This is a genomic window from Brakhagea slesvicensis (genome assembly GCF_052161625.1).
Taxonomy (GTDB): Bacteria; Planctomycetota; Planctomycetia; order Pirellulales; family Pirellulaceae; genus JBKCUI01.
The window spans coordinates 5,447,907-5,472,455 of record NZ_CP197412.1; the positions used below are offsets into that span (position 1 = coordinate 5,447,907).

General features: G+C 55.3%; 17 protein-coding genes and 1 pseudogene. 7 read left to right on the forward strand and 11 right to left on the reverse strand.

Going from position 1 to position 24,549, the window contains the following annotated elements; translation table 11 throughout:
- Nucleotides 1-22: 22 nt before the first annotated feature.
- Together SH467x_RS20670 and SH467x_RS20675 are read right to left on the reverse strand one after the other, a co-directional pair.
- On the reverse strand, nucleotides 23-343 hold the full coding sequence (locus SH467x_RS20670) for a Rieske (2Fe-2S) protein (protein WP_482368986.1): 321 nt from the start codon (nucleotides 341-343) through the stop codon (nucleotides 23-25).
- The gene (locus SH467x_RS20675; RefSeq protein ID WP_482368987.1) at nucleotides 336-1,670 is read right to left on the reverse strand and encodes a competence/damage-inducible protein A; all 1,335 of its coding nucleotides are present in this window, start codon (nucleotides 1,668-1,670) and stop codon (nucleotides 336-338) included. Before SH467x_RS20675 ends, SH467x_RS20670 begins: the two co-directional genes overlap by 8 nt.
- Nucleotides 1,671-1,868: 198 nt before the next feature.
- On the opposite strand from SH467x_RS20675, the gene SH467x_RS20680 reads away from it, so the two are divergent.
- The 5 genes from SH467x_RS20680 to SH467x_RS20700 all read left to right on the forward strand — a co-directional run bounded on the left by SH467x_RS20680 (nucleotide 1,869) and on the right by SH467x_RS20700 (nucleotide 9,084).
- On the forward strand, nucleotides 1,869-5,978 hold the full coding sequence (locus tag SH467x_RS20680) for a hypothetical protein (protein WP_482368988.1): 4,110 nt from the start codon (nucleotides 1,869-1,871) through the stop codon (nucleotides 5,976-5,978).
- A 79-nt stretch (nucleotides 5,979-6,057) separates the two neighbouring features.
- Nucleotides 6,058-6,612: an NfeD family protein gene (locus SH467x_RS20685; protein ID WP_482368989.1), complete on the forward strand. Its 555-nt coding sequence runs from the start codon at nucleotides 6,058-6,060 to the stop codon at nucleotides 6,610-6,612.
- 111 nt (nucleotides 6,613-6,723) lie between these two features.
- Complete coding sequence (locus tag SH467x_RS20690; RefSeq protein WP_482368990.1) at nucleotides 6,724-7,587, forward strand: inositol monophosphatase family protein; 864 nt, start codon at nucleotides 6,724-6,726, stop codon at nucleotides 7,585-7,587.
- Between the two features lie 27 nt (nucleotides 7,588-7,614).
- Nucleotides 7,615-8,235 carry a futalosine hydrolase gene (gene mqnB, locus SH467x_RS20695; RefSeq protein ID WP_482368991.1) on the forward strand — a complete coding sequence of 207 codons (621 nt, stop codon included), beginning with the start codon at nucleotides 7,615-7,617 and terminating at the stop codon, nucleotides 8,233-8,235.
- A gap of 12 nt (nucleotides 8,236-8,247) precedes the next feature.
- Nucleotides 8,248-9,084: a 1,4-dihydroxy-6-naphtoate synthase gene (locus tag SH467x_RS20700; RefSeq protein ID WP_482368992.1), complete on the forward strand. Its 837-nt coding sequence runs from the start codon at nucleotides 8,248-8,250 to the stop codon at nucleotides 9,082-9,084.
- Here SH467x_RS20700 and SH467x_RS20705 read toward each other — a convergent pair.
- Entirely contained in the window at nucleotides 9,061-9,234 is a 174-nt protein-coding gene (locus SH467x_RS20705; RefSeq protein WP_482368993.1) for a hypothetical protein, read from the reverse strand. The genes SH467x_RS20700 and SH467x_RS20705 overlap by 24 nt on opposite strands.
- A gap of 114 nt (nucleotides 9,235-9,348) precedes the next feature.
- Here SH467x_RS20705 and SH467x_RS20710 point away from each other — a divergent pair, with 114 nt between their 5' ends.
- A complete protein-coding gene (locus SH467x_RS20710) occupies nucleotides 9,349-10,386 on the forward strand; it encodes an FAD:protein FMN transferase (protein WP_482368994.1) in 1,038 nt (345 codons plus the stop codon).
- Nucleotides 10,387-11,362: 976 nt separating this feature from the next.
- Here the strand turns inward: SH467x_RS20710 and SH467x_RS20715 are convergent.
- Both SH467x_RS20715 and SH467x_RS20720 read right to left on the reverse strand, forming a co-directional pair.
- The gene (locus SH467x_RS20715) at nucleotides 11,363-15,139 is read right to left on the reverse strand and encodes a protein kinase domain-containing protein (RefSeq protein WP_482368995.1); all 3,777 of its coding nucleotides are present in this window, start codon (nucleotides 15,137-15,139) and stop codon (nucleotides 11,363-11,365) included.
- 14 nt (nucleotides 15,140-15,153) lie between these two features.
- Nucleotides 15,154-16,074 (reverse strand): SGNH/GDSL hydrolase family protein, encoded by a 921-nt coding sequence (locus SH467x_RS20720; RefSeq protein ID WP_482368996.1) that lies wholly within the window; start codon nucleotides 16,072-16,074, stop codon nucleotides 15,154-15,156.
- Between the two features lie 169 nt (nucleotides 16,075-16,243).
- On the opposite strand from SH467x_RS20720, the gene SH467x_RS20725 reads away from it, so the two are divergent.
- Nucleotides 16,244-16,810: a sigma-70 family RNA polymerase sigma factor gene (locus SH467x_RS20725; RefSeq protein WP_482368997.1), complete on the forward strand. Its 567-nt coding sequence runs from the start codon at nucleotides 16,244-16,246 to the stop codon at nucleotides 16,808-16,810.
- Between the two features lie 1,175 nt (nucleotides 16,811-17,985).
- Here the strand turns inward: SH467x_RS20725 and SH467x_RS20730 are convergent.
- The 6 genes and pseudogenes from SH467x_RS20730 to SH467x_RS20755 all read right to left on the reverse strand — a co-directional run.
- On the reverse strand, nucleotides 17,986-18,894 hold the full coding sequence (locus SH467x_RS20730; RefSeq protein WP_482368998.1) for a hypothetical protein: 909 nt from the start codon (nucleotides 18,892-18,894) through the stop codon (nucleotides 17,986-17,988).
- Nucleotides 18,879-19,979 (reverse strand): Gfo/Idh/MocA family protein, encoded by a 1,101-nt coding sequence (locus SH467x_RS20735; RefSeq protein WP_482368999.1) that lies wholly within the window; start codon nucleotides 19,977-19,979, stop codon nucleotides 18,879-18,881. Before SH467x_RS20735 ends, SH467x_RS20730 begins: the two co-directional genes overlap by 16 nt.
- Before the next feature lie 152 nt (nucleotides 19,980-20,131).
- The gene (locus SH467x_RS20740) at nucleotides 20,132-20,863 is read right to left on the reverse strand and encodes a WecB/TagA/CpsF family glycosyltransferase (protein ID WP_482369000.1); all 732 of its coding nucleotides are present in this window, start codon (nucleotides 20,861-20,863) and stop codon (nucleotides 20,132-20,134) included.
- Between the two features lie 267 nt (nucleotides 20,864-21,130).
- Nucleotides 21,131-22,471, reverse strand: coding sequence for a hypothetical protein (locus SH467x_RS20745; protein ID WP_482369001.1), 1,341 nt, complete (start codon nucleotides 22,469-22,471; stop codon nucleotides 21,131-21,133).
- A gap of 151 nt (nucleotides 22,472-22,622) precedes the next feature.
- Nucleotides 22,623-23,645: a hypothetical protein gene (locus SH467x_RS20750; RefSeq protein ID WP_482369002.1), complete on the reverse strand. Its 1,023-nt coding sequence runs from the start codon at nucleotides 23,643-23,645 to the stop codon at nucleotides 22,623-22,625.
- Nucleotides 23,646-23,968: 323 nt separating this feature from the next.
- Nucleotides 23,969-24,481, reverse strand: a pseudogene (locus SH467x_RS20755) (FkbM family methyltransferase); the annotation flags it as partial.
- Nucleotides 24,482-24,549: the final 68 nt, after the last annotated feature.

The window sequence follows — 24,549 nt, forward strand, 5'->3', positions numbered from 1 at the left end:
ACCGTTGGGCGAACGACTTGCCCTAATCCGGCACGACTTCCACGAAAACGTCGTCCCCTTCGACAATCACCGGGTAAACCTGCGATTTGATCTTCGGATTTTCGATCCATCCCCCATCTTTGAGGGAGAATTGCCAGCCGTGCCACGGACATGCGACGGTCCCCCGCTCCAAACAACCACCCGCCAACGATGCCCCCATATGCGGGCAAAAATCATCCATCGCGTGAAACTCCCCCTCATACTGAAAGACCGCGATCATCCGATTTGCGATTGGGAAGGCTCGCCCTTCGTTCGCGGGGATTTCGGTCGTCTTGGCAACAAAGAAGCGTTGGGGACTAGTCACGCTTAAGGAGCTCCGTTCGAAGGAAATTCAATCCAGTTTTGGCCAGACGATGGTAAAGCACTTCGGGATGGGCGCCGAGGGTGATTTGCGTCGTGAGGGTCTTTCGCTCTCGCCGGGCTAAGACCATCGTGAAGTCGGACGATGGAAGCGTGGTGGAAGTGACGACGTCCGTCATCGATGGGTAGGTCGCGACGAGCAGACATAGATCAAGCTGCTGGGATTGTAACATCTCCTCGGCTATCGACTGGAGTGATGCCTCTCTCTCCGCTGCCGATTCATATCGTTGCGGCAACTGCGGGTGCCATCGCGCCGCCACCAATCCGAACTCAGGATCGGTCGTCTGATGTTTGCTCAATAAGGGTGCTATCCAAACCCCCGCTCCGTATTCGATTACGCCCAGCTTCAGTCGGTGGTCGTCCAACATCTTCGCGACGGCTTCATCCAGATCGCCACTTCCGGTGCCGAACACGAGGGCACCGAGCTTCTCACGAATGATCGACTCGGTCGAAGCAATCCGCTCACGGAACACTTCCTCGCTCTCACAGCAAGCCGCAATGCGGAGCGTGATCGTCGCCTTCGAAACCGTGATCCCAACGACCGGATCGCGATCTCGTGCGATCAAGTCAGGAATCATCTTCTCCACATCGCTCTCCCCAACTCCGAACAACTTGAGCTCGCGGTAATACCAGCGCGTCTTCCCTGCACCTAACTCGCGGACCAAGAGCGATTCGATGGTCTCCTGATACATCTGCTTCATCTCGGCGGGAACACCTGGTAACGCGAAGATGCGACTGGATCGAGCCCCGTCGGTAATCACCAGATCGATGCCCGGCGCGGTCCCGTGCGGATTGGAAATGATGCGAGCTCCCTCCGGAAACATCGCTTGAACTCGATTGCGCTCCGGCATCGGCCTGTTCCGCGTCGCGAAAAGCTTTTCGATATGATCGAGGGCTTCTTGCCGAAGTGCGAGCGGATGTTGAAACGCATCCGCGATCGCTTCCCGGGTCAAATCGTCCGCGGTCGGCCCTAACCCGCCTGTCGAGATCACAATGTCCGCGCGAGCTGCTGCATTTCGAAACGCGGCGATGTTATCGGCATGGCAATCCCCGACGGTGGTATGAAATGCGGTTTGTATACCGAGCGCGCCCAGCTGTTGACTCAGCCACTGGCTGTTCGTGTCCAATCGATTCCCACTCGTTAGCTCATCCCCAATCGAAATGATCTCAGCTCTCAACGCGATGACTCCTTGAAATACGCTGTCCACTGCCAGCAGGGATTCCGGCTCACCCGGGATTTGAGCCTTAGTATCCAGGGTGAGCAAGCCCATCACGCCTGGCGCCTTCACACCCTAGCCAGGAAATTCCACAGATTCGCCACGAACCGACTCGATTCGAAAGGGTCCAACTGGGAATTCCCCCCCGATTCCTTGGACCAATTGCATATAATGAATGAGTCGGTCCCCGAGATCGGGAGCCAGGCAGCAGCACGTCAAAGATTTACCTTGTCTCGGTCGACTTCCATTCGCATGCCAACCTCATCCGCCAAAGCAATCCAATCCGCCAGCGCGTCCCAAACGGGTACCGTGAGCCGAGAGACTCTTTTGGATTATTTGCAAACCGCGGCCAAATCGATGCGCCGACTGGAACTGGGAATCGGATTGGTCCTATGGTTGACCGGCGTCCTCATGCTGATCGTTCTGGCGGTGTTCCTAGACCATTGGGTCGCTCCCCTTCCCCAAATCGCCCGACTCCTCTTCTGCGCCGCCATCCTTTTCTTTTCGCTGTGGTGGATTCCGAGAAAAGTCTTCCCGCTACTCCTGAAACCTATTCACCCCGAACATGCCGCACGAAAAATCGAATCCCTCTATCCAGGGATGAAGGAAAGTCTCATCAGTTGGCTGCAGCTATCGACCGCAGACGAACCGACTCCGCGTGGTGTCCTTGCGGTCGTCGGTCGATTCGCGGCTCGCAATCTCAAAGGTGCCGACTCCGGGAGCGTTCTGGATACCGGATCATTGCTCAAGTGGACGACCTTCTTCGTCACCTCGCTCCTCGCCTTCCTAATCTACAGCTTCGCAGCCCCCAAAAGCAGTGTCGTCTCCCTCGCGCGAATCTTCATGCCCTTCGCGGCCATCGATCCCGCATCACGCGTTCAAATCCTGGAGGTGAACCCCGGTTCGACAACCATCACCCAAGGGACCAATCTAATTGTCTCCGTCAGCACCCGCGGAATGTACAAACAAGATGCCGCACACCTGCGATACGATCTCTCCGACGGCCAAAAGATTGGTCAACGGGTCAAACTCAAACCCGAAATCGAAGGGCTCAGCTACTCGGTCCACTTCGGCGAAGGGATCGGAGGACTGCACCAACCCTTCACCTACTGGATCGAAGCGGGAGATGCCGTGGAAGGTCCCTTTGATGTCAAAATCCAAACGGTACCCCTCATCGCTATCGACCGACTGCAACTGCAGTTCCCCCCCTACACGAAACTCAAAGATCGCACGATTCTCAAAGATGGCTCATGCGAAGTTCCCGAAGGGACTCGGGTGCAACTATTTGCTCACGCCAACCAACCGTTAGAAAAATCCCGCATCGAGTTCAACCCGGTACTGGAACGAGGAATCCTATTGCAAGCCTCCAGCCTACTGGACTTGAAAGTCCAAAAGACGGAGCTACAAGGTGAGTGGTTGGCTCTGCTGAATGACGAAAAGAGCAGCCCATCCCTTCACCGCTATCGCATCAAAGGAACGAATCCACTCGGTGAACAAAATTCGGATCCCGTGATCTACCAATTGAAGGTCCTGGCCGACATCGCTCCCACGGTCAACTTGGCCAGCGACGTTCCGGCTAGCTTGGAAGTGCCAGAGGATCAAGCTCTCGATTTGGAGTTCCGCGCTCGCGATCCGGACTACGGACTCGCAAATCTGCGAGTCACCGTCCATCCGCTGCCTAGACGGGAACAATCCCCTCCGATCGCCGACGTCACCTTGTTCGAGACCGAAACCGGCACGATTGAACAAGTTCTCAAGTCCTACCGATTCTCCCCACGTGAACTGGGACTGAAAAATGGCGATCGCGTTGAAGTCTTCGCCATCGCAGAGGATAACCGTCGCAAACCCGGTACCGATACCCTGGAACCCAATGAACGTGAATCAAGCCACGTGGAAGTGAAAGTCGTCGCGGCAACAGCGCGCCCCGATGCAAAGGATCCAAAGAACGCAGGCAAAGAGCCGACGAAGTCTCCTGATCTGACCAAGCCGCAAAACCAGAAAGGAAATGGTCAAGGGGACGCGTCGACGCAGAACAACCAACAAGGAAAGAACAACAACTCCGGTGCATCGGGTGGTCAAGATTCGTCGGGCGCGCAAGGAGACTCGGCGCAGAGCGGTGCAGGAGGTGGCGCATCCGGAGAAGAATCCACCCAAGGAAAAGGGAAAGGAAAGGGAAGCGGGCAAGGAGGAAGCACAGGAGCGTCTGGCAATTCGGATTCGTCGAACGGAAGCGGCCAGGGGGCCGGACAAGAGGGCTCGAACGAGTCCGGTTCAGAGAAAGGCTCAGGGACAGGCTCAGGTTCAGGCTCCTCCAACTCGGAGGGGACTCCAGATTCGAATTCTCAGCCGTCAGGTGCTCAAGGCGGCGACACGGGTACTCAAGGTGGCGACTCGGGTGAGGCTCAAAACGACCCATCAAACGGATCGGAAAGCAACACCTCGTCCACCCCGAGCGGAAACGAGACCGGGAAATCACCTGAGCACGACGGCGAAGCGTTCGATGCCATCAACGAACACCGAGAGCAGCGCCAACAATCCCAACAAAACGCCACCAATCAATCCGGCAGTCAGCCCGGCGGAGAATCCGGCAGTCAATCCGGCGGAGAATCCGCCCCCCCACCCGGCGGTCAACAACGTCAACCTAATCAACCTAGTCAACCTCGTCCCTCCCAACAATCCGCCGGAGAACCCGGTGCCAACCAACCCGGTGCCAACCAACCCGGCGCCAACCAGCCCGGCGCCAACCAACCCGGTGCCAACCAACCCGGTGCCAACCAACCCGGTGCCAACCAACCCGGTGCCAACCAACCCGGTGCCAACCAACCTGGCGCTAACCAACCTGGCGCTAACCAACCTGGCGCTAACCAACCTGGCGCTAACCAACCCGGTGCCAACCAACCTGGCGCTAACCAACCCGGCGCCAACCAACCCGGCGCCAACCAGCCCGGCGCCAACCAACCTGGCGCCAATCAACCCGGCGCCAACCAGCCCGGCGCCAACCAGCCCGGCGCCAACCAGCCCGGCGCCAACCAGCCCGGCGCCAACCAGCCCGGCGCCAACCAGCCCGGCGCCAATCAACCCGGCGCCAACCAACCCGGCGCTAACCAACCCGGTGCCAATCAACCCGGTGCCAATGAACCCGGCGCCAATCAACCCGGCGCCAATCAACCCGGCGCTAACCAGCCCGGCGCCAACCAGCCCGGCGCCAACCAGCCCGGCGCCAATCAACCCGGTGCCAATCAACCCGGTGCCAACCAGCCCGGCGCCAACCAACCCGGCGCTAACCAGCCCGGCGCCAACCAGTCCGGCGCCAATCAACCCGGCGCCAACCAACCCGGCGCTAACCAACCCGGTGCCAATCAACCCGGCGCCAATCAACCCGGCGCTAATCAACCCGGCGCTAATCAACCCGGCGCTAATCAGCCCGGCGCTAATCAGCCCGGCGCCAACCAGCCCGGCGCTAACCAGCCCGGTTCTAACCAACCCGGCGCCAACCAGCCCGGCGCCAATCAGCCCGGCGCTAACCAGCCCGGCGCTAACCAGCCCGGTTCTAACCAACCCGGCGCCAACCAGCCCGGCGCTAATCAACCCGGCGCTAACCAGCCCGGTGCCAATCAGCCCGGCGGAGAATCCGGCAGTCAGCTCGGCGGAGAATCCGCCACCCCATCCGGCGGTCAACAACGTCAACCTGGTCAACCTCGTCAACCTAGTCCCTCCCCCCAACCCGGCGCCAATCAACCCGGCGCCAATCAATCCGGCGCCAATCAATCCGGCGCCAATCAATCCGGCGCCAATCAATCCGGCGCCAATCAACCCGGCGGAGAATCCGCCTCCCAACCCGGCTCCGAGCCTGGCGGAGAATCCGCCAACCAATCCGCCGCCGAAGGCGGCAAACCCTCCGATCGCGGGAATATTACCGGCAACATGCGTTCCCCCACCGGCTCCGACTCGGCCATCGCCAAACCCGATGGCCGCGAAGTCCTTCCAGCTCGCAACCCGATGGACACCACCTACGCAGACAAACAAACCGACCTGGCCCTCGAGTATCTGAAAGAGCAGCGGGATCAACCCGATCCCGAGCTCCTGCGCAAACTCAATTGGTCCAAAGAAGACATGCAACGCTTTATCGATCGCTGGTCCAAAGCAAAAGAGGAAGCCAAAACGGACCCGGATAAGAAACGGGACCTCGATGCGGCACTGCGATCGTTGGGATTGAAGAAATCAGGGAGCAAAGTTCAGGGGACGACCGATCAAGACGACCAGCTCCGCGGGTATCTCGAAGATGGTTCTCGCGTCAGACCTCCCGAGTCCCTTCGCGAGAGACTCGAAAGGTTCCGCAAAGCGGCGAATCGCATCGAGTAGTTCCCTTGATCAACCAGTTGTTCGAATTCTTGGATACCAAAGAAAGTGTAGCGAGCGAGTGTCATTTTTAGGGATAGCGTTGGGCCTGTTTATTCTGGCCATTGTGATATTCGCCATCGACTTGATGATCCCCAGCGGTGGAGTCCTGGTCGCCGTCACGGGATTCCTCGCATTGGGGGCTGTTATCTTCGCCTTTCGCTATAGCTTCCAAGCCGGAATGGCAATGCTCGTGGCGACCTTTGCACTCATCCCCGTTTTACTCTGGGTCTTTGTCGTCGTTTGGCCCAAAACACCTATGGGGAAACGAATGATCGTCGAGCCAGTCCCCGCCGAATCGTTCGTTTGGTCCGATGCTGCCAAATCAGGTGCCGCGGATCAACTCATCGGACAGATCGGAACAGCTGCATGCGATCTGCTCCCAGGTGGCTATGTAACCATCAACGACGAAAGCTATGAAGCCATCAGCGAGACGGGTCCCATTGACCGTGGCAAGCCGGTCAAGGTGACTCGACTGGATCTGGGACGTTTGGTCGTCCGAGAATCCAAAGCACTCCCCACATCAACCACCATGTCCGAAGGAACGGGGCTTGATCGACCCGCCACCGAACTCGATCTCGAGTCGCTCGAAGGCTGACCAACTGTTCCGTCGAAGAAGGAGGGAGGCCCCTTGCGTTGAGCGATTGGGACTTGCCCCCTATACTGTCGACCGCCTTGAGATTGAGTTACTCCCACAGGGATAGATGAGATGGTGCTCGACTTTCGATTGCCCGGTACGCTTGCCTCGGAAATGAGCGGACGCCTGCAGTTCGCGTTGGATCTTGCGATCGCCTCCGGAAACGCCACGTTGCCCTTTTATCGCAGCTCGGGTGTCCAAGTCGAAAGGAAGAGAGACAAATCACCAGTAACGGCCGCCGACAAAGCTGCTGAGCAACTGGCTAGAGGCATGATCTCCGATCGATACCGTGACGATGCCATCCTGGGTGAAGAGTTCGGAATCGTCGAGGGGCAAAGCGAGTTCGAATGGATCATCGACCCGATCGATGGCACAAAGAGCTTCATCTCCGGCGTTCCTCTCTATTCCACCTTGATCGGGATGACCTATCGTGCAGAACCCATGATTGGTGTCATCTATATCCCCGTCTTGGGTGAGCTCGTTATCGCGGCCAAAGGACTGGGAGCTTGGTATGGCAGCGCCCCATTGCAAGGGGACCCGAAGTATGGCACCGACCCAGGTCCAATTGTCTTGCAGCGATGCCGCGTATCCTCGCAACCGCGACTGGAGGACGGATTGCTGGTCACCTCCCAAATCGACAACTTCGGAGTGCGGCAAGCCGAGTCGGCCTACAAAAATCTTGAACAACTAGCCTATGTCACGAGAACTTGGGGCGATGGCTACGGGTATCTCCTCGTGGCGACTGGACGCGCGGAGGTGATGGTGGATCCTATCGTCAACCCCTGGGACGTCGCCGCAGTTGCTCCGGTCATTCAAGAAGCCGGGGGGACGTTTTCCACTTGGAACGGGGAATACGATATCCGCGTCCCCCATTGCTTCGGAAGCAATGGTTTGGTGCACGAACAAGTTCTGAACGAGTTGCGGCCCTTTGCCTAAGGGCCTTGCTTCCCTAAGAGACCTGCATTGAAACTGCTCCTCATCCCCACAGCGTTTGAACGGGAACGACTCTCCTTGGAGCTGCGTCGCGCGTGGACCGAGCAAGGAAACAAAATCGAGCTATGCGGATTCGGCATGGCCATCGCGGGTATCACCACGGCCATGGCATTGCAGCGATGGAATCCGACCGAGGTGGTGCTCCTGGGCATCGCGGGGGCCTATGCCGAGGATCTGCCTATTGGGAGTAGCGTCGAATTCTCGCGCGTCACTTGCTATGGCGTAGGCGTTGGGACCGGCGAGTCATTCGTTTCCGCAGGAGACTTGAACTGGCACCATTGGACCGGACCACCTGAGATCGCCGATCGCATCGACTTTGGATCCGACCCCCGGTGCGACGCGGAGTTATTAACCGTCGCATCCGCCGCCAGCGACAGCGAAGAGGTCAAACGGCGCATGGCAAAACATCCCGCCGCGATCGCCGAGGACATGGAGGGATTTTCCGTAGCGGCCGCATGCAGATTGACCCATATACCGCTCCGAATCGTGCGAGGGATTTCCAATCGCGTGGGAGATCGGGACCACCGCCACTGGGAAATCGAACGAAGTCTCGATGCGGCGATGGCACAAGTGCTTGAGACGAACACGTAAGACAACAGACCGATGAGACCACCCATACGTTTTGCTATCTCAACTTGCCCGAACGATACGTTCGCATTCCACGCATTCCTGAATCGATTGGTAGATTGGCGAGGGTTGGATTTCGAGATCGAACTGCTGGACATCCAAACGTTGAACGATCGATTGCTTGAAGGGACCTTGGATGTCGCCAAAACCAGTTTTCACGCAGCCCTTTATCTGGCCGATCGCTATGGGGTCTTTGACAGCGGCTCGGCGCTTGGGTTCGGAGTAGGCCCACTGCTACTAGCCGCCGAACCCCATTCGATCCCATCGACTCCCGAACAACGAACCCTCTGTCCAGGCAAAGACACCACCGCCACCCTCCTCTACAAGCTCTTTTATCCCGGCACCGCTCCAGTGCAGCATGTTGTTTTTTCGGAGATCATGCCCAAGCTGAAGCGCAAAGAAGCGGACTTCGGGGTATGCATTCACGAAGGGCGATTCACCTGGCAACAAGAAGGTCTTTACTTGGTCGAGGATCTTGGAACGCGTTGGGAAACCGAGACCCATTGCCCGTTACCCCTGGGTGGGATCATTGGGTCTTTCGCGCTCGGCGAAGAGGTCCTGCATCAGGTGCAGTCCATCATTCACGAATCGATCCTCTACGCGCAGCAGAATCCTGAAGCGACCTTGCCGACCATGCGGCGATACGCGCAGGAGTTCGACGATTCGGTTCTCATGAAACATGTCGAGCTCTATGTCAACGATTGGACCGTATCGCTCGGCGATGTGGGACAGAACGCGTTGGATGCATTAGGGGCTCGAGCCGAATCCATCGGACTTGGCAGCAGCGCGTCACGGTTCCGCATCATTCGATAGGGGATCGCCAGGATGCAGCGCAGGAAAGAAAGAACGCAGCGGATCGACGCCGGTCACCAAAACCACCAGCACCGAGCCAAGCAGAAAATTATTCCCGCGTGGGATGGCGTTGGCGCCGCGCAGGGCCATCCCGACCATGCCGGTGATCAACGAGGAGGGTTGCTCTCTACTATGAACAATGCCATGCACCTGAGAGATAGTGCCCTGCAGTCGCGCCGGTTGTTTTTAGCCAGAAGCGCATGGGGAATTGTCGGATCAGTTGGCATGACCGGGGCCTTGGGCGGCGTCGGTGGTTCGGTTCTTGGAGGAGAGGTAGCCCAGAGTCTGGATTTGGAATCCGCGTCCTACCAGACTCAATTCCCAGCCATGGGAAGTCTGCTTCGGATCCTATGGGAAGACGCTGGAGAACCGCGAGCGGAAGTGGCCGAGCGGGCCAGGAGGGTGGATCGCGAGGGGCGCGAGCTCGCTGAGTACTGGAACGGGTTGCTCAGTGATTACGACGACGATAGCGAAGCGTCGAGAGTTTCTGTTGCCGCAGACGATTTGCAATGGCACGCGGTGAGTGAGGATCTTGGACGCATCCTGAGCCAAGCCGACCGCTGGTACCAGCTCAGCGAAGGAGCGTTTGACGCGTCGCTCGGTGCCATGACTCGGCTGAGGAGAAAGAGAAAGTTGTCAGCATCGGCCGATTGGGAGCGAGCCAAGGAGTCGATGGGATGGGAGTGGGTGGAGTGGGACCGTGCAGGATGTCGATTGCGGTTCAAGCGTCCTGGAATTCGTTTCGACTTTGGCGCGATTGGAAAGGGATGGGTAGCGGATCGGCTTTTTGATTTGTTGGTGGAGAAGGGGATCGATCGATGTTTGATCAACTTCGCAGGGAACATGCGGATTGGAAAGCCCCCATCGAACGCGGCGGGATGGCCCGTCACCATCGACGTTTGTCCGCGTGGGGTTGCGAACGAGGAACCGGTTGAGTTGATGCGATTATCTTTATCGCAATGTGGCATCTCCACATCGGGCGATCGTTGGCAGCGACTACCCGATGCGAGAAGTCGCTCGCGAAGTGAAACCTCGAGTCACATTCTGGACCCGCGATTGGGATTGGGGCTAGATAGTCCACAAAGCGTCACCCTATTAGCCAGCGATGCCACCAGTGCCGACGCAGCGTCGACGGCGACGGGGGTACAGATCCACCGCAACCGCAGCCAGTGGCTTGATCGATTATCCGAATCCACCCCTGACAGCCGCTGGATCATCCAATTCATCCGCCAAGGCCATCTGCATGTGATTCAAGAAGTTTAGAGTAGCGAGTAGCGAGGAAGAGAGTAGTAGCGAGTAGCGAGTGGCGAGTGGCGAGGAAGAGAGTAGAGAGTAGCGAGTAGCGAGTGGCGAGGGGCGAGGGGCATGGGGCATGGCGGGTTTTTTGGCCAACGGCCATGCACAACATAGCCTAGGGCAACGCCCTAGGTTTGCGCCCCCACACGGGTTTTTTGGCCAACGGCCATACACAACATAGCCTAGGGCAACGCCCTAGGTATCCAACCGCGCGCACGGTTTTTTGCCTGTAGGGCATCAACAACGATTCTTGGGCCGAAGGCCATGCGCGCTGAAGGTGCTGCTGGTGTAATCGCCCCAAACACGCAACGGTTTTGTGTATGGCCTTCAGCCAATGGGATCGTTGTGGTGGCAAAACCTAGGGTGTTACCCTAGGCTATGGTGTGCATGGCCTTCAGCCAAAAAAACCCTGAGCGCGAGGAATGTGCATTGGTTCGGTAATTGGTGCAATCGCCCCTAACACGCAACGGTTTTGTTTATGGCCTTCAGCCAATCGGATCCGTTGTGGAGGCAAAACGTAGGGCGTTGCCCTAGGCTACGGTGTGCATGGCCTTCAGCCAAAAAACCGGAACGTGAGGAATGTGCAATGGTTCGGTAATTTGTGCAATCGCCCCTAACATGCCACGGTTTTGTGTATGGCTTTCAGCCAATCGGATCCGTTGTGGGGGCAAAACCTAGGGCGTTGCCCTAGGCTATGGTGTGCATGCCCTTCAGGCAAAAAACCCTGAACGTCGTGAGCGTTCATTGGATAGATAATTGGTGCAATGACCCCTAACACGCAACGGTTTTGTGTATGGCCTTCAGCCAATGGGATCGTTGTGGTGGCAAAACCTAGGGTGTTACCCTAGGCTATGGTGTGCATGCCCTTCAGCCAAAAAACCTCCATGCTCCATGCTCCCTGCTCCCTGCTCCTCGCCACTCGCCACTCGCCCCTCCCCCCTCCCTAATTCGATCTATACAGATGGAAATCCTCCCACTCCTTCTTGATCGAGGTGATGTTGGTACTGCGAGATTTCACGTTTCGAAGTCGCATGAGCCAGGATCGATCGGATTCTGGAAGACCATCGAATTGCAACGGTGAGCTGGGGAATCGACTATTGATGTCCCGAACAATGACTTCGCGGGTCTTTACCCGATCTTCCACCAATACCATATTCGGTATGCTGCCGTAGCTGGTCCAATGGCGCCCCAATTGCATATCGCGACGCGACTGGATGCTAAGCTCGGTCACCGGAATGCGAATCGCACGCCGTGCACTATCGACAATCACCAAATACTCGTCTTCCGTCGAGTTCGTCGCCGATTTGATCGTCCCTCCAAACTCCGCAAACGCCTTGTACGTCACCCCAGTACTCTTCCATTCCCAATACCGCCAATTCTTCGGTTGGATCGCATCAATCTTCTTGCGATTGCTATCCACATTCTTAACCAATGTGGCTTCGTCTCCAAAGAACGAATGAATCAACGAGGAATCCGTGGTGCGCGCTAACGTCTCCAACCGGACCTCCACGGACTGAAGCATCTGCAAACTGGTCGACACAAATCCAAACGGAACTTCCTCAGATCGAAAGAAGCGATAGGTCGCGATGGGATTGTTCGCTTGCTGCCAGACATAGCCATCGACTTGGCCAATCTTGGTCACTTGGCCATGACTCTCCGGCTTCCGCTCCAGTCCGACATAGATCCCCATCAATTGCTCGCGCAGCCTTCCCAAACTCGTCTTGGGCGCGTACTCCGCTCCCAATGCCATGATCAAAATATCGGTCGCCCCAAAGCGATCGAAACGGGACGATTCGGGAGATTTCAATCGATCGGCAATCACGGGGCTCAAGTCGCCGTCGAGGGGGATGACATAGGCGTTCTCCAACTTATCCAACGCGATCCAACCCCGCAGCATCCGAAAATTGCCCGCATTGTGATATTGTTCCGAGTCGATCCAAATCCTCGCCCACTCTCGATGATCTTCCTCTCCCTCCATGCTCGATATGACACTGCATTCGACGCACGCACTCCGCACACCATTGATCATGCCTGACTCGAGCGTCTGTAGCTGAATATCGACCAACTCCGTACGCCCCTTGCGCGTGATCATGCCACTCCACTGCACCCGAGCTGGGGTGGATGGCAACATCGCGATATCGAAATGATCGAATAGGAAACTCCCTTCCATCGCTTGGGGCTTCACCGATCTCGCGTCGGCCACCTTCGCGTCGGCCACCTTCTTATCGGCTAAGTCCTTTTCGACCACCACCTCCTCCTCGGGGACATCGACCAACCGACTGCGAAGATCGGTCAATCGCTTGTCCAACGACCAACCAGGAAGGATTTCTTGGGACTGACCACGTCTCAAGCAAGAAGCCTTCAACGACTCCAGATTGACGTTGATCTCGACGAAGCCAAAGAGCTCGGCGTCCCGACGCGCGACGTGGTAAAAGCCCGACTTGCGATAAATGCTTTTGGGGTGCGAACTCACCACATAACACGACACGTTTCCCGTGCTATTGTTGATATCCTCCAGCCAGTCGTTCCGTTGGCCTGGCTTGGCCAGACTGGCGCGAACGCTGCGCAACGTGCTATTGGCTGCGACGAAGTCTTCCGACGCAAAGAAGAGGGTCAAGTAATCGTAGATGCTGATGCGATTCGAGGGAGGACTCAAATCGCTCCTGGATGCGACCCAATCGGTGCTCCCGTCGAACGGGATCACGAACGAATTCCCATCCCCCCCTGCCGATCGCTTTTCCCACGTGGAGGGGAACGACAAACCACTTACCGTAATATACCCCTCCCCTACGACCAGCTTCTGCTTGCGAAGCCACGTCTCGTAATCGATTTGAATCGTGGCTGTCTCGGAGTATCCCTTTGGGTCGTCCAAATTCTTTCCACTCACCTGCAGCCACATCCAACTGCCGGGCTTGTAGGACGGGAGGGCTTGCGAAAGGACTTCGATGGAGAGCTCGTACTTCGTCGGATTGGTATCAGCCCACCCCTCGCGCCACATCGAACCGTAATAGGTGGCAAACGCGCCCGGTTGATTGGGAATCGTTGCGAATTGGAAACCGGGACCTTTCAACGAAGCGCTCAGGTTCAAATGGTTGCCGCTGACCGATTCCAGCGTCACCGATTGCCCGTTCTCTTGGATCGCAACGGGTGAATCATACTGCAGTTGGAATTTCCCAGGAGGCAACTCCATCTTGCCCGACGTCAGGAGATAGCGAACCCCACTCGGTTCACTGACCAAATAGATGCGGCCCTCCTGAAGCAGCGACGAGACGAAATCACCCCGAGGCACGACGTTCAACATCGCCACCTTGACTGGAATCGATTCGATCGGGGGGGAGGGATCGTTCGACTCGATCCTTTCCAATCTCCCCTCCCCTGAGCGAGTATCCACCGAATCCTCTGGATCCTCGCCGATTCCAATTTTGCTCGTCGTGCGCTCTTCACCCCCCTGCGCGACCTCGGCCTTGTTCCCCGTCGACACAATCGAGGGAAAGGCCCATGGAAGGGCGGCGAGGGTACCAATCCCCAGCAAAGAAGCGGCCGCAATGCCAACGACCGGCATTCGAGCCTTGGTCTGTCTCGCATGACTCATCGGACGTTTGTCGTTAGGAGGGGTTTGCACCGGAGGTGGCAACACATACGACGAATGGGAAGGAACTCCATAGGCCCCCCGACTTTGCCAGCGATAGTACTCCCCAATCAATGTCCGCAGCGACGCATTCGATGCAAACGGTGCAATCATCTGTTCCACCAATAACATGGTCGCAGGACGATCCTCCGGAATGGGAGCGATCATTTGGTGGACGAGAACAGCAAGCTCCGGTGGCAAGTCGGGCCGAACAAGTGAAATATCCAAAACCGGGGTCGGTGCAGCGATTTGTTCGTAGGGTTTGATTCCGGTCAAAAGATGGAACAGGGTGACGCCGAGGCTAAAGACATCGCTGCGGCTCGATGCGTTGGTGCCTCGCACGACGACTTCAGGGGCCATATAAGCAAGCGTCCCGACGGCATATTCCGAATCGGAGACTCCCTCCCGTTCGCTGCCGACAATCTGCGCCAAACCAAGATCCAATAATTTGAGCCGGCCATCGGACGAGAGCATGATGTTGGAGGGCTTGACGTCCCGATGCAGGATCTTTCGATCGTGGGCAAATTGCAATGCCGATGCCGCCTGCCGAATCAGCTCGCAAGCTTCCGGGTAGGGAAGCGGTCCGATGCGTTGCAAAAGCTGCCCCAGATCCATGCCATGCACATACTCCATCACAAAGTAAGGCTTCCCCTCGTGCTCCCCTGCATCCGATGCCCTGACGATCTGCGGATGCTCGAGCTGAGCCAGCATCTGCATCTCTTTCGTGAAACGGGACTTTGCCTGCGGCGATTCCAATCGGTCCGCATTGATGACCTTGATCGCGACCAACCGATTCAGCTGCATGTGCAACGCGCGGTAGACGGTCCCCATCCCCCCCTGACCGATCATTTCGAGCAGTCGATAGTTGTGGATGGCCCCTAACCCTTGCTCTTTGCGAAGCAGGGTCGAAAGCCGCAATTGGCTTTCCTCCGAGATCGCTTCCAAGCGTTGACGACATTCTTCGCAACTTCGCAAGTGATTGCCGATCTCGACAGTATCGAGATTGGAGGTATCCCCATGCAGATAATCGCGAAGCAGTTCCGACCGAATGCAGTTTGGTTTCAAGATCTTTTCCCCAATACGATCAGACAAGCCATCGACGGTCCCTATGGAAGCAGAGGACTCAACTGCATTCTAGCGATTTGCATGGCCCGCAATGCGATCACTTCATGGGCTCTCGAGGTGGGATGAACCCCATCCCAAAAGAGACTGCGTGCCGGATCGGTACCGGGACGTGGGGCAAAGCCGATCGATAACCCGGAGTTTGGATCGAAGATGGTGCAAGCGATTTCCGTATTGTTGATTTGAAAGCGGCGAGGGTTCCGCTTGACGGTCTGAAACAGGGTAAACACATCCACATGGGCGATCTCCACATTCGTCAGTTCCGACTCGGCAAACCAAAGCGAGAAGAAGAGACCGATATCGAATTGAAACGCAGCCCAATCGAGTTGATCCGCAATCTCACCTGTTCCCTCGAAGTAAGGGGTATCCCCCAGGGGAGGCAGATTCAGCACCAGGAACTTCCGAGCACCCGCTTGATGCAGACTGCGGATCGATTGATCGATACTCCAAAGGGCATTTTCCACCGCGTAGGGTTCCCCGGCCGCAGCACCGAAGTAGATATCGTTGGAGCCGATCCAAAGGACGAAAAGGTCTTTTGAGTTCAAGGCTCCGTTTTGCTGAAGCAGATGCATTCCGACTTGAGTGGGCAGATCGGGCGTTCCATAAGGGGAGGGCCCGAGTGCTCGGCTACCGTTGAACGCGAAGTTCTTTCCACCCGCGAGGGACGCGACCGGCGACGGCATGCCGATCGACGGGGCGAAGCGTTCGGTCCAGATAGGCCCGTTGGAGAAGCGGCCTTGGAAGTAAAGGGGGGATGGGGGGAACGTCCCTCCGGATGCGAGAGAAAAGTTCCCGGTATCCGATAGGCTGTCACCGAAGACAACCATTTCTTGGGAACGACCGAGGCTGGCGAGTCCAGCGCTGGTTAAGAGGACGAATGCCAGCGAAAAACGAAGGAACGGCATAGTTCTAGATCCTTGTGCGAGTGAGTACAGAACGACTGCGACATGGACCTAGAGCCAAAGTGCGCGACCGATGCGCGCAGAATTTTCAAAAAATCAGTAAGCTTGAGAAAGATTTTTCGCGGGATCGTGCACGCACCACCAGACCTTCCAGGACAGGAACCGCCCCATCATGATTGCCCCTGACGCTCCTTTTGAGGGCCAGTCCGCCGAGCGGCTCAGTGCCTATCGACGTTATTTGAAGCACATCGCGGTTGCGAGCTTATCGTCACGTTACCATCGCCGGATCGATCCCTCGGATGTCGTGCAGCAATCCTTGCTATTGGCGTATGCGTCGCGCAAGCAGTTTCGGGGCAATACGGAGCTGGAGCGGCGTGGGTGGTTGCGACGGATCCTGGTACGAACGATCCTCCGTTCGATACGGGATTTGCGAGCGCGGTGCCGGGACCATCGGCGTGAGCAAGAAGAGGTGCAAGGAGTGGGGACCGGATCGCGTCAAGCGATCGAGTTCCTTGCCAGTCCCATGCCGACCCCGAGCGAGACGTATCGCAAGAAGGAGTCGGTTGTAGAAATGCTGCAAGTGATGCAGCGATTACCCGAGCGAGAGAGGCGGGTAATACAGCTTCGCTATTGGCAGCAGCTGCCGCTGCGAGAGATAGCAGTCGAGATGGAGACCACCGTCCCCAAAGTCGCCAGCCTCCTCAATCACGCGTTGAAGAGGATGAGGAGAAGAAAGTAGCGAGTGGCGAGTGGCGAGTAGCGAGGAGCATGGAGCATGGAGCGAGGAGCGAGGAGCGAGGAGCATGGAGCATAGAGGTTTATTGGCTGAAGGCCATGCACACCATAGCCTAGGGTAACACCCTAGGTCCCGGCCCCCCGACGGATCTGATTGGCTGAAAGCCATAAACAAAACCGTGGCTTGTTAAGGGCCATTGCACCCATTATCTAACCAAGGAACGCTCACGACATTCAGGGTTTTTTGGCCAACGGCCATGCACAACATAGCCTAGGGTAACGCCCTAGGTCTCGCCCCCCGACGATCTGATTGGCTGAAAGCCATAAACAAAACCGTGGCTTGTTAAGGGCCATTGCACCCATTATCTAACCAAGGAACGCTCACGGCGTTCAGGGTTTTTTGGCTGAAGGCCATGCACACCATAGCCTAGGGCATCGCCCTAGGTCCCGGCCCCCCGACGGATCTGATTGGCTGAAAGCCATAAACAAAACCGTGGCTTGTTAAGGGCCATTGCACCCATTATCTAACCAAGGAACGCTCACGACGTTCAGGGTTTTTTGGCCAACGGCCATGCACAACATAGCCTAGGGTAACGCCCTAGGTCTCGCCCCCCGACGATCTGATTGGCTGAAAGCCATACACAAAACCGTTGCGTGTTAGGGTCCATTGCACCCATTATCTAACCAAGGAACGCTCACGGCGTTCAGGGTTTTTTGGCCAACGGCCATGCACAACATAGCCTAGGGTAACGCCCTAGGTCTCGCCCCCCGACGATCTGATTGGCTGAAAGCCATACACAAAACCGTTGCGTGTTAGGGTCCATTGCACCCATTATCTAACCAAGGAACGCTCACGGCGTTCAGGGTTTTTTGGCTGAAGGCCATGCACACCATAGCCTAGGGCATCGCCCTAGGTCCCGGCCCCCCGACGGATCTGATTGGCTGAAAGCCATAAACAAAACCGTTGTATGTTAGGGGCCATTGCACCAGAAGCACCTTCAGCGCGCATGGCCTTCGGCCCAAGAATCGTTGTCCATGGCCTTTGGCCAAAAACCCATGTGGGGGCGCAAACCTAGGGCGTTGCCCTAAGCTACGTTGTGTATGGCCTTTGGCCAAAAACCCGCCATGCCCCATGCCCCATGCCCCATGCCCCATGCTCCATGCCTCTCGCTCCATGCTCTAAGCCCCTCTACTCAACTCCATAATAAGATCCCTGGTTTGCCGAATATTACCGGCACTGGATGCTCCGAAAACGATGGATTCGATTTTCGGTTGGTTGCAGACATACTCAATCGCCTCGCGCGAGGGGATCGCCCCCGATGCCAATACCGACATCGCAATCGGTCGAAATTGACGCTCTGCAATCGCCTTTTCATAGAGCTCAACCCCACCGCACATACGAAAACCAATTTTATTAATGTTCGCACATACGATCGGGTTCTCGATTCCTTGCTCATCAAGCACGTCGAGCAATTTCGGCAAGTTCATGGTAATGAACCCGGGTTCCGCTCCGTATCGACTTCGAATGTAATCGTGAAACATTCGAAAAGCAGAGTGGACACCGAGCCCCAGAAGCAAGTCGGTGACAACGTTCTGCAAAAAGATAACGGGCGTAGAAAGCCCATGAAACATCTTCATCTCGGCGTCGACCAACAGCTGCATGATCGCTTCCACATCCTTGTTCGCGACGGCCATCCCACCCTTGAATAACGCTTGCAGTTTTCCATCCGTCGGCAAGAATTTTTTGAGTGCCTCGAGCATCCCATGTTCGGTCACCGCATTCGCGTATTTGTGCGCGTAGGGCATGCACGGATAGAAGTGGTAGTTCTCGTATTTCGCGGCGTGGGCTCGAAAATGATCGCAGATCTCTCCAACTCGATCATGCGTGGTGCACATGAAAGTTCGAATTCCTTGATGATATGCGATATCGAGCACGTCGATGATGGCGCTTAAATCCTGGAAACGAATGGATTGTGCGCGCGCCTTCTCCTCCGACATATGATTCACGCCGAAGAACTGATTGTCGCCGAACAGAATGCGATCCATGACCTGCTGGCCATTCGAGGGTGTACTTAGCGAGAGAGCCATCGTGACCAGGCTCCTTTCTTGGTTTGGGGGACTTCTGTCGCCATGGCTGCTCGTCTCGAGTCGTTGGCTCTATCGCTGTCCAATAGCATCGCCACAACCCTGTCTGCTTCGAGGGCGGAGCGGAAACTATTTTCGCCATCCATTCGAACATCGCGAATATTGCAGAAGAAGTGATCGATTTGGGCGGAGTACTCTTCGCCTCGTAAATAGAACCAAACTTCCTTTGTCAGCTCCGTCGTGTATTTAACCGTCCACCCTTGCTGGTAATCGGGGAGTTCTGGCGCAGGCGATCGCATGTAAACCTGACACTCTTGTCGATCCGCGACGATCCGTCCGTTGGTACCCCAGATGGAGACCTTCGTCGCCATTTTGCGATAGCTCTCGTCGCTCCAATTCACGCTCAACTGACCGCTTGCCCCATCGCTGAAATGGAGCGTGCTGTAGACCTCGTCATCGACGTCGCGGGAGAACACCGGTTGTCGCACTACGCCGCTGACAGCCTCCGGGGCCTGATGAACGAAATGAATTAGATCCACGGCGTGGCAGGCGTAATCGTATAGTGCCCCCCCCCCTTCGGTTTTCGAAGATCGCCAAGTCCCCCCTTTTGGGCGAAGAACTACAGGCCCATACGCCTCGGCTCTAATGTGGTGAATCCGTCCGAGCGCTCCTGACTTGACGACGCGTGCGGCCTCTTGAAACGCCCCCACGAATCGATAGTGGTAGCCAACTTGGGTAACTCGCTGTTTTTGTTCAGCAAGCTCAACGAGCCGCTGGCCATCTTCAACTTGGAGCACGAATGGCTTTTCGCAGAAGACGTGGAGCCCACGTTGAAGTGCCTTTTCCACCATTGAAGCGTGGGACTTCGACGGAGTCGCGATGACGATCGCATCTAGATCTTCGGAGTCGAGAAGCCGGTCGTAATCGTTATAGCATTTCAGATTCGCGTGCTTCGACAGCCCGTCGGTCAGGTAGGTCGTGGCATCGCAGCCTGCGACGATATTCGCAAGCGGATGGGTGCGGAGAATCGCCAAATGCGAAAGCCCCATCTTCCCCAGTCCGACCATAGCGGTTTTGATCAATTCCAAGCTCCGATCCTTAAACAGATGAACATCCAGGCAACCCCTCTAAACGACAACACAAACTACTCCAAACCCCGTCCCTGCTCCATGCTCCATGCTCCCTGCTCCATGCTCCATGCGAACCAAGAACCAAGAACCAAGAACTAGGGATTTCCCCCCTACCATTTCGGTGGCCGATAAGCCCCGAACCGATCCTTGAGAACAAGCCAAAAGAACTCCATATCGCGGAGGTAGCGACGCCAATAGCGACGGGGTTCGGTGGTGATGCGGTAGACCCATTCCAGTCCATTTCGGGTCATCCATTTGGGGGCCCGTTTCACCACGTTCGCCTCGTAGTCGATCACAGCGCCGACGCCCATGTAGATACGCACGTTAGGCATCCGGTGTTTGTTTCGAGTGATCCAGATCTCTTGTTTCGGGGCCCCAAGTCCGACGATCAGCACGGTAGCCCCGGAATCATTGATTTGCTTTATCGCATCTTCCGTTTCATCCGGGTTGTTCACAAATTGCATGGAGGGTCCGAGCGAGCCTACGACGATATCTCGTCCTTCCCGTTCGTTGATCTTTTGTTGTGCGATGGCGGCAACTCCGGGTTTGGCCCCGAGCAAGAAGACCTTTATGTCGGGGTTATCGCGATGGAAATGACAAAAGGCGGGAACCAAATCGGAACCAGAGACTTTTTCTTGGATAGGACGTCCCAGCCAGTGCGTAGACCAATAGACATACTTGCTATCGGAGGTGATAAAGTCCGCTTGTTGGTAGGCATTGAAAAAGTCGACTTTCCGTTGGAGATGGTACAAGTGATCTGGGTTGAGCGTCCAAACGATCCCTTTGTCCAACTTCTCCAGCAGCTCCGGCATCCTCAAGTCGTCAATCCAAACATTGAGCATCCTGCAACGGGGCCATGATCTAGCTTGTGGAACGCTTGTATCGGACAGATGATTGGAGATCTGTATTTCATTCATAAAAGTTATTGACGGCGATCTGAGGAGTTTGCACCTCGAAAGGATGCAAGTCAAATTCTCGGGGCTACCAATCACAAAATTCGCGCCCCATCAAATAGATCTTGATCATCCGCTTTAGACTGCACCAGCTAACTCGATCCCGATAAGATATTTTCTGAACCGAAAATGTAATTACAATTCCGTTCAGCAGAATCATTCCGAATGCAACGAAGGGATTAGGCCAAACAAAAATACTGTGGGAAGAAAAAATGCAGGATTAACAACTGCGTCCACCCCATGAAGTCCCCACATAACGGCAAGACCGTAGCCTATTCGATACCTCGCCGATGAGACAGTTCTCGACTTCCGGCTGATCCAGTAGGCCGCCGGTGGTATTAAAAACCACAACATCACCACTGCAGCGCCAAAGAAACCATAGGCCCCGTTCACCAGCGAAATGAAGCCCCATGGCCTGTATTTGCCAACATCTCCCTGCCAGAAGAGCACGGTCCCGTGACCGAAAAGAAGATTGGATTCAAGTGTTCTACTCCCTTCCTCCTCACGAACAACCCGCCATGCTAGCGAACCAATAGAATTGTCGCGCAGTAGCGACTTCATTGGCTCCTCGATTCCGGCCTTCTGGGCCAAATCTCGCCCAAGTCGTAGCAATGGTCCTCGTGCCACAAACGCTAACGACGTTGTCAGTGCAAGCGTGATCAAAACAGTTCTCCAGTGTCCCGTGCGCCGCATCAAAGAAGCGAGAACACCTACAATAGTCAACAGACTTGCACCGACGCCTTGAAATAGGAACGGCAAGCTGACTGCGGCCCATTTCAATCTTACCTCGCGAGTGTTCAGCCACCATGTCGGGACAACAAGACTTGCGGCCATTGCAACGGTGAACCACCACATGGCAATCTGGTTAGGATCTTCGAAGCAAAGGAGCGGACGTGTACCAAAGAACTTAAATTCTCCGATGGATTCGTTGGGATGATATCCATAGAGCGAGGCATATACGAATCGGCCGAAACCTAACTCAATGACCGCTGGTAATGCCGATAACAAACCGACAAAAACTATCAACCACAGGCAGTTTTTCGCATCTTCAAGTGACCGAACGGTCACGCGCGCTGCCAGATAAGGTCCGCCCCATACAATCGCGAGGTAGACGGCTTGCCAAAGATCATCCGCAATCGGCGAAGGATTAAAGAGCCCTGCAACGGTAGGGACCGCAATCCAACCGACAATACACAAATCCCACAAACAGAGTACGCATTGGGTCGCCGGTCTATTGTTTTCAAGCGTAGTCGGCTGCGATCGGTTCCCTATTCGAATCGCACCAACGAAGAGAGAAGCGATTATGGCACTTAAGCCCAGAATCACACCACGATTCCAAGGCGTTTCAAATGAAAGACCTGTCCCTAATACGTAAACCCAGTCGTCGGAGCGACCACGATAGCGATCAAACGTTCCGACGGGCAGCAGCAAGGTCCCCAACAAATATAGACCAAAAAACAGCGGTGCTGGCCTATTCAAAGGGGGCAGTATTCTCATGAAGGCGAACAAATTTTAGTTCCGACAGAGATATCTCATACCGATGGTTCTATCAATACAGCAAGTACCAAAGCTCGTTCAAACACGCCCTCTACGCCCGACTTGCAAACGAAGCCGATAAGCTTGCATACATTAAACCGCTCTGCGTTCTCTATATACTCAATGCATCCCTTCGATTGCTCATCAATTCAATTGACCAGGCAGTTACAAGCCCAACGCACACCATGACAGGAGCCTCCCCAAAGTAATTGAACATACTGTCGATGAGTGACAAAGCCAGGAACAGCGCGCACGGAAATCCTACGTCTTGGGTCACTTCCCAACCGGATCGGATTGCAAAAACTGCCACTATCAAGATGGGTAAACCGACCATTGCAAGCCAGGCTGTGACGCTGACCATGCCCGTTCGTGTCCAGGCAAAGAGCCAGAATCCGTCTAGAATCATAGACTTTCGACCTACGCTCCAACGTCCCCAATCACCGTATCCCCACCAAACTTTATTCTGCATGCTCTCAAACACAATGTCTTCGGCTTTGAGCCGATATTTCAGCGAGGCAGCCCTATCCTTTGGTAACACTCGGGACACGACAGTATCGATTCGGTCAGTGGTTGCGATGCCGGAGGTACGTAGACCGATGTAGCAGATCGGGAGAAGGCAAAGCGTGGCCAGCGCAACGCCGGCTACTCGGCTTCGAGCCGAAATCAGCACACAGGTTCCGACTCCCATAAGAACGATGCTGCCAAACGATTTACAGACAACTACGACCGCTACATAGATTGCGGAAAGTACGCCATTCCACACCCCGATATTCGACTGGGAATTGAAAGAATCCCCCTCGCGTGATGGACTAAACCAATGCCAAAAGCTCCGTGAGGAATAGTGTAGAGCGATCAGTACAGCCCAAACATAGAACATCGTGAGGACGAATCCTGACGAAAGGAACACCGATGGTCTGAAAGTTACGCCACGGTCGGCACCGCTAAGCATGCCTGCGTACTCTTGTCCTGTTACCCATTTAGCAAGCGTCGGGCCTCGAATGATTTCAAATACCGTTGGTGGGAGGTAGAGAATTGCTCCAGCGAGGACACACCACGCGAGCCCATTTCGTCTATTTTCGGTGGCCAGGTAAAATCGACCAACGGCGTAGGGGATCCACCAGTAAGAGAATTCCATTGCGGACTCCCATACGGACGTCAACCACCCACCTTGATTTAGGACGCCAGCAAGAAAGGGACAGATGCAATACAAGACTATTGGAAAATCGAGCCAGTGCCAAACTAAAAGAGCCCGAGGGTAAGCGATCAGCAAAACCACCAACGGTAGCCAGCGAACGAAATCGATACTCCGAAGGGAAAACGACCTTATCGAAATGGAGCATGGCGGTATAAAAAGCCATAGCCCGATGGAAAGTATCAAAGCTGCAAAAATCCAAAAGTCGTGACCTTTTCGGATCATTTTTCCGATTTAATGCTGATGCGAATCCCATAAAACATAATCTATTTCTTGAACTTCACCACATAGTTTGAAGGACCACGAAAATATTCGAGGTCTTCATAATAATGTTTTATTGGTATAAGCCTGCCCGGGGAAATTCGAAAAAAATCGCAAGGATAACTTTGAAAGTAATCCCAGAAGTCTCGAAAATACGTCCTTGAATTGATATTGCTTGACCCAAATTCGAAGGAAAGGGCTCCAATCCTTTTTTCTTTTATAGTATTCACTGCACCTTGCAGAGCCTCAAGCTCGTGCCCTTCTATGTCCATCTTAATGAAATCCACAAATGGGATTCCTCGCTCTTTGACGAATGTGTCAATCGAGGTTATCGAGACATTCTCTTTACGATATGCTAGGTCTTTCCAGCTCGAGTCTCGACGCTCGTGAATTGACGATACGTTATTAGCCTGGTCTGATATAAAGAAGTCAATGGATCCACTTTCTCGTCCAACTGCGGACTGGATGACCTCAACCGAGTCAAGCTCCAACGCATCAATTTGCTTTTTGCAAGCTAGGTTCGGTTCAAATCAGTATACAGTACTTATGGTTAAGCGACGTTTGAGTTCTTTCGCCCAGATACCGA